The organism is Aristaeella hokkaidonensis (assembly GCF_018128945.1).
Lineage (GTDB): Bacteria > Bacillota > Clostridia > Christensenellales > Aristaeellaceae > Aristaeella > Aristaeella hokkaidonensis.
In genome coordinates this window covers 1,672,303-1,677,453 of sequence record NZ_CP068393.1, presented here as the reverse complement: position 1 = coordinate 1,677,453, position 5,151 = coordinate 1,672,303, and the positions used below count along the sequence as shown (strand labels likewise).

The 5,151-nt window shown below is 53.4% G+C and carries 1 protein-coding gene; it reads left to right on the top strand.

Annotated elements, in window-relative coordinates:
• Nucleotides 1–38 precede the first annotated feature (38 nt).
• A complete protein-coding gene (locus tag JYE49_RS07650; protein WP_304583322.1) occupies nucleotides 39–5,147 on the top strand; it encodes a Cna B-type domain-containing protein in 5,109 nt (1,702 codons plus the stop codon).
• The last annotated feature ends 4 nt before the right edge of the window (nucleotides 5,148–5,151 follow it).

The window sequence follows — 5,151 nt, the reverse complement described above, 5'->3', positions numbered from 1 at the left end:
AAGAGGACGGCAAGGTTTATGAAGTCGTCGAAGAGTGGGTGTCTGAGAAAGACAAGACTCACGTAGTGAAGGGCCTGCTGACAGAGACCGAATACATCCTGCGTGAGGAAGTGGCACCGGAAGGCTATACCATTACGTCTGACACCACATTCACGATCGACGTGAATGGTGATGTAACGAGCAGCGGTACGACAACGACGGATGAATACGGACATACCATACTGCTGGTTGAAGACACGAAGACACACGTCGAGATCAGCAAGGTTGACGTAGTCGGCGGCGAAGAGCTGGAAGGCGCGACAATCCAGATCCGGAGAGAACTGGCCGCGGGTGAGGAGAAAGCGGCAGACAAGAACTACGTAGAAGAGGACGGCAAGGTTTATGAAGTCGTCGAAGAGTGGGTGTCTGAGAAAGACAAGACTCACGTAGTGAAGGGCCTGCTGACAGAGACCGAATACATCCTGCGTGAGGAAGTGGCACCGGAAGGCTATACCATTACGTCTGACACCACATTCACGATCGACGTGAATGGTGATGTAACGAGCAGCGGTACGACAACGACGGATGAATACGGACATACCATACTGCTGGTTGAAGACACGAAGACACACGTCGAGATCAGCAAGGTTGACGTAGTCGGCGGCGAAGAGCTGGAAGGCGCGACAATCCAGATCCGGAGAGAACTGGCCGCGGGCGAGGAGAAAGCGGCAGACAAGAACTACGTAGAAGAGGACGGCAAGGTTTATGAAGTCGTCGAAGAGTGGGTGTCTGAGAAAGACAAGACTCACGTAGTGAAGGGCCTGCTGACAGAGACCGAATACATCCTGCGTGAGGAAGTGGCACCGGAAGGCTATACCATTACGTCTGACACCACATTCACGATCGACGTGAATGGTGATGTAACGAGCAGCGGTACGACAACGACGGATGAATACGGACATACCATACTGCTGGTTGAAGACACGAAGACGCACGTCGAGATCAGCAAGGTTGACGTGGTAGACGGCAAAGAACTGGAAGGCGCGACAATCCAGATCCTGAGAAAACTGGCCGCGGGCGAGGAACAGACAGAAGGCAAGAACTACATTGAAAAGGACGATAAGACTTATGAAATCGTCGAAGAGTGGGTGTCTGAGAAAGACAAGACTCACGTAGTAGAAGGCCTGCTGACTGATACCGAATACACGCTGCATGAAACTGTTGCTCCTAAGGATTATGAGATTGCAAGCGATACCAACTTCACCATTGACGCTACCGGTAAGGTAACGGGCAGCGCTACCATCACAACAGGTAAGAATGGCAAGACTCTCATTCTTGTGGAAGATAATATGATCACTTCCGTAAGCGTGAAGAAAGTCTGGGATGACAACCACAACCAGGATGGTAAACGTCCGATAAGCATTAACGTGAAGCTGCTTGCTGATGGCAAGGACACTGGCTTAAGTGTAAAGCTGAGAGCGGCTAATGAATGGACTGCCACGATTGACAACCTGCGGAAGTTCTCCGGCAAGAAGGAAATTGAATACTCCTGGTCTGAAGAAGGCCTGCCGGAAGGCTATGAACTGACGGGCAATGTGACCGAAGGCACACTTACCACTCTGACGAACCATCACACGCCTGAAGAAACCGAAGCCAGCATCAGGAAGGTCTGGGTTCTGGACAACAAGGAAAACAAGAACCCGCCTGAAAAACTGACGGTAATGCTCTCTGACGGGCAGACGGTTGAACTGAACGCTGCCAATAACTGGAGCGCGACGATTGAAAACCTGCCGAAATACAGGAACTTCGGCGAAGAGATTGAGTACACCTGGACAGAAGTCGACTTGCCGGAAGGCTTTGAACTGACTGACACGTCCAGGAACGGCAAGGTCACGACGCTGACGAACACGTACTATGTGAAGCCGACCAGGCTGCCGCTTGAAGCGACGAAGATCCTGACAGGCCGTATGTGGACTGCAGAGGACAACTTCGAATTCACGCTGGCTGCGGATAAGGACAATCCGGACGGCGCGGTGCTGCCGGCCACGACCGTCAAGTATGCAGACATTAACAGCAAGTCTGTTGTCTTTGACGATATCGTGTTCAACAAGTACGGAACCTACAAGTTCACGATCACTGAAACCGAAGGCCATATCAAGGGTGTTACCTATGATACCGAGCCCAAAGTATTCACCGTTGTTATCAAGGATAACGGAGCTGGCGCCCTGTATGTTGACAGCGTTACCAACGACGGATATGTTGATATCAGGAACCCGTATGAATCCTGCGGTGAAATCCAGTTCTTCGCGAAGAAGATTCTGATCGGACGCAACCTGACAGAAGGCATGTACACCTTCGCACTGAAGGATGAAGACGGCAACACGCTGCAGACCGCATCCTGCGACGCTGAAGGCAAGGTAACGTTCGCACCGATCACCTACAGCGAAGAAGATATGGTGGTTGACGGAAAGATCGTAACCGAACGGCAGTACACTTACACCATCAGCGAAGTGAAGCCCGAAGGTGATGAACTTGACAAGACGGTCATCTATGACGGCGCTGTCAAGGAAATCACGGTGACACTCACAGATGACCAGGAAGGCACGATCACCACGGATCCCGAAACCGGAGACCTGGGAATCACCTTCATCAACACGGTTGTGAAGATCCAGAAGACGGATGTTGCTACCGGTAAAGAACTGAGTGGAGCACACCTCCAGATCCTGGACAAGACCGGTGCTGTGATCGATGAATGGGATTCCGTAACCGGCAAGCCGCATGAAGCGAAGAACCTGAAGATTGATGAAGAATATACCCTGACGGAAACCATCACTCCGAAGGATTACGCCTTCACGGCAGACGCAACATTCAGCGTAGACAAGGAAGGCAAGATCACAACCAGCGGACTGAAGGCACGCGAAGACGGTGTGCTCCTGCTGGAAGACAAGCTTGCCGAGAAGCCGAAGTTCGAAAAGAAGATTAAGGACACGAATGACACGACGGGCGAGACCAGCGGCTGGCAGGACAGCGCAGACTATGACATCGGCGACGCTGTACCTTACAGACTGCAGGCAACCCTGGCGGACAACGTGACCGACTACCTGAAGTACCACATCACCTTCCACGATTACATGGATGAAGGCCTGACCTTCAACGGAATCGACAAGGTGACAGTGAACGGAACAGAAGTGACGGCAGATGCCTACACTCTGGATTCCGAAGAACACAGCTTCGACCTGACGCTTGAATGGGGCGACGGTGAGAGAAAGATCACAGATGAAAGCCTGAACAAGGCCGTCATCGAAGTGCTCTTCACCGCAATCCTGAATGAGAACGCAGCCCTGGGCGCTGAAGGCAACGTCAACACCGGCAAGCTGGAATACAGCTGCAACCCGAATGTTGAACAGGGCGGCAAACCCAGTGAAGAAACCGAAGAAACCAAGGAAGATTCGGTCATCGCCTTCACCTATAAGGTTGAAGTGAACAAGCTGAGCGAGACCGGAGCACCTCTGGCGGGCGCGGAATTCAAGCTGGAGAAGAAGGTGGCAGGCGACCAGCTGAAGCTGATTGAATGCATCACGGCTGAAAGCGGAGACATGTTCACCTTCAGCGGACTGGATGACGGCACCTATATCCTGACGGAGACCAAGAAGCCCGATGGATACAAGGGCATTGATCCGATCGAATTCACAGTCACTGCGGATCATACGATTGTCTGGGAAGGCGAGGCAAGGAACACGATCCTGACCAAGCTGACCGGCAACGTAATCACAGGCGAGATTGAATTCACCGAAAACACCGGCGCAGGCAGCCTGGTAACCTCTGTGAAGAATACGCCTGAACCCACATCCGCTGCAGTGAAGAAGATCTGGAAGGATGCTGAGAACCGCGACGGCCTGCGGCCGCTGTCCCTGCGCATTGAGCTGCTGGCGGACGGCGAAGGCACCGGCAAGTTCGCAGTGCTGGATTCCTCCAACAACTGGACGGCTATGATCAACAACCTGCCGAAGATGAACAACGGCAAGGCGATTGAGTACAGCTGGAAGGAGCCCGCAGTATTCGGCTACACGCTGACGGGCAGCCAGAAGAACGGCATCCTGACTACGCTGACGAACACTCACGGTCCGGATGAGACTGAAGTGAACGTACGCAAGGTCTGGGTTGACGCCAATAACGCGGCTGGCAAGCGGCCCGAGAGCATCACAGTGCAGCTGTATGCTGACGGACAGGCTGCAGGCGCAGCGGTCAAGCTGGACGCTTCCAACAACTGGAGCTACAGCTGGACGAAGCTGGCCAAGAACGCCAATGAGGCGGGCCTGACCAGAGAAATCAAGTACACGGTTGCTGAAACCGAAATTCCGGAAGGCTATATCGCCAAGACCACCGGAAATGCCTCCACGGGTTATGTGATTACCAATACCTTCGAGAGCGGCAAGCTGATTATTGAGAAGGAATTTGATATCGAACCCTGGGAGCCATTCGGTCCGGACGACAGCCCGATGGATATCCCGGTTATCAAGACCTGGAACGATAACAACAACAAGGACGGCAACAGGCCCGGAGCTGTTACGGTGAGACTGCTGGCGGACGGCGTGGAAGTCGCCACCGCCCAGCTCGCCGAATCGAACGGCTGGAAGACGGTATTCACCGGACTTCCGAGGCTGACGGCCGAGAAGCAGAAGATTGTGTATACCATCACTGAGGATCTGGTTGAATGGTACGAGGCGGAGATTCACGGATTCAACATCCGGAACAACTACAAGCCTGAGCTTACCAGCGTAACGGTCCGGAAGGAATGGGACGACAAGGACAACAACCAGAACCTGAGACCGGAAAGCATCGTGATGACGCTGAACAACGGTATGACAGTCCTGCTGAGCGCAGGAAACAACTGGACCGCGACGATCAGCGACCTGCCGACCAGAGTGAACGGGCAGCCTGCCACATACACCTGGACAGAGCAGAAGGTGCTGAACTACAACCTGACCAGTGTGGTGACGGAAGGCAACACAACGACCTTCACCAACACCCTCTGGAAGCGTCCTGAGACACCGCCGACGGAAGGCAAGAAACCGAAGACTGCCGGCGAAACCGTAACCTTCGAAGAGTACAAGACGCCTCTGGGAGTTGAATCCATCATCAACCACGTTGGTGACTGCTTCGACTAAACCA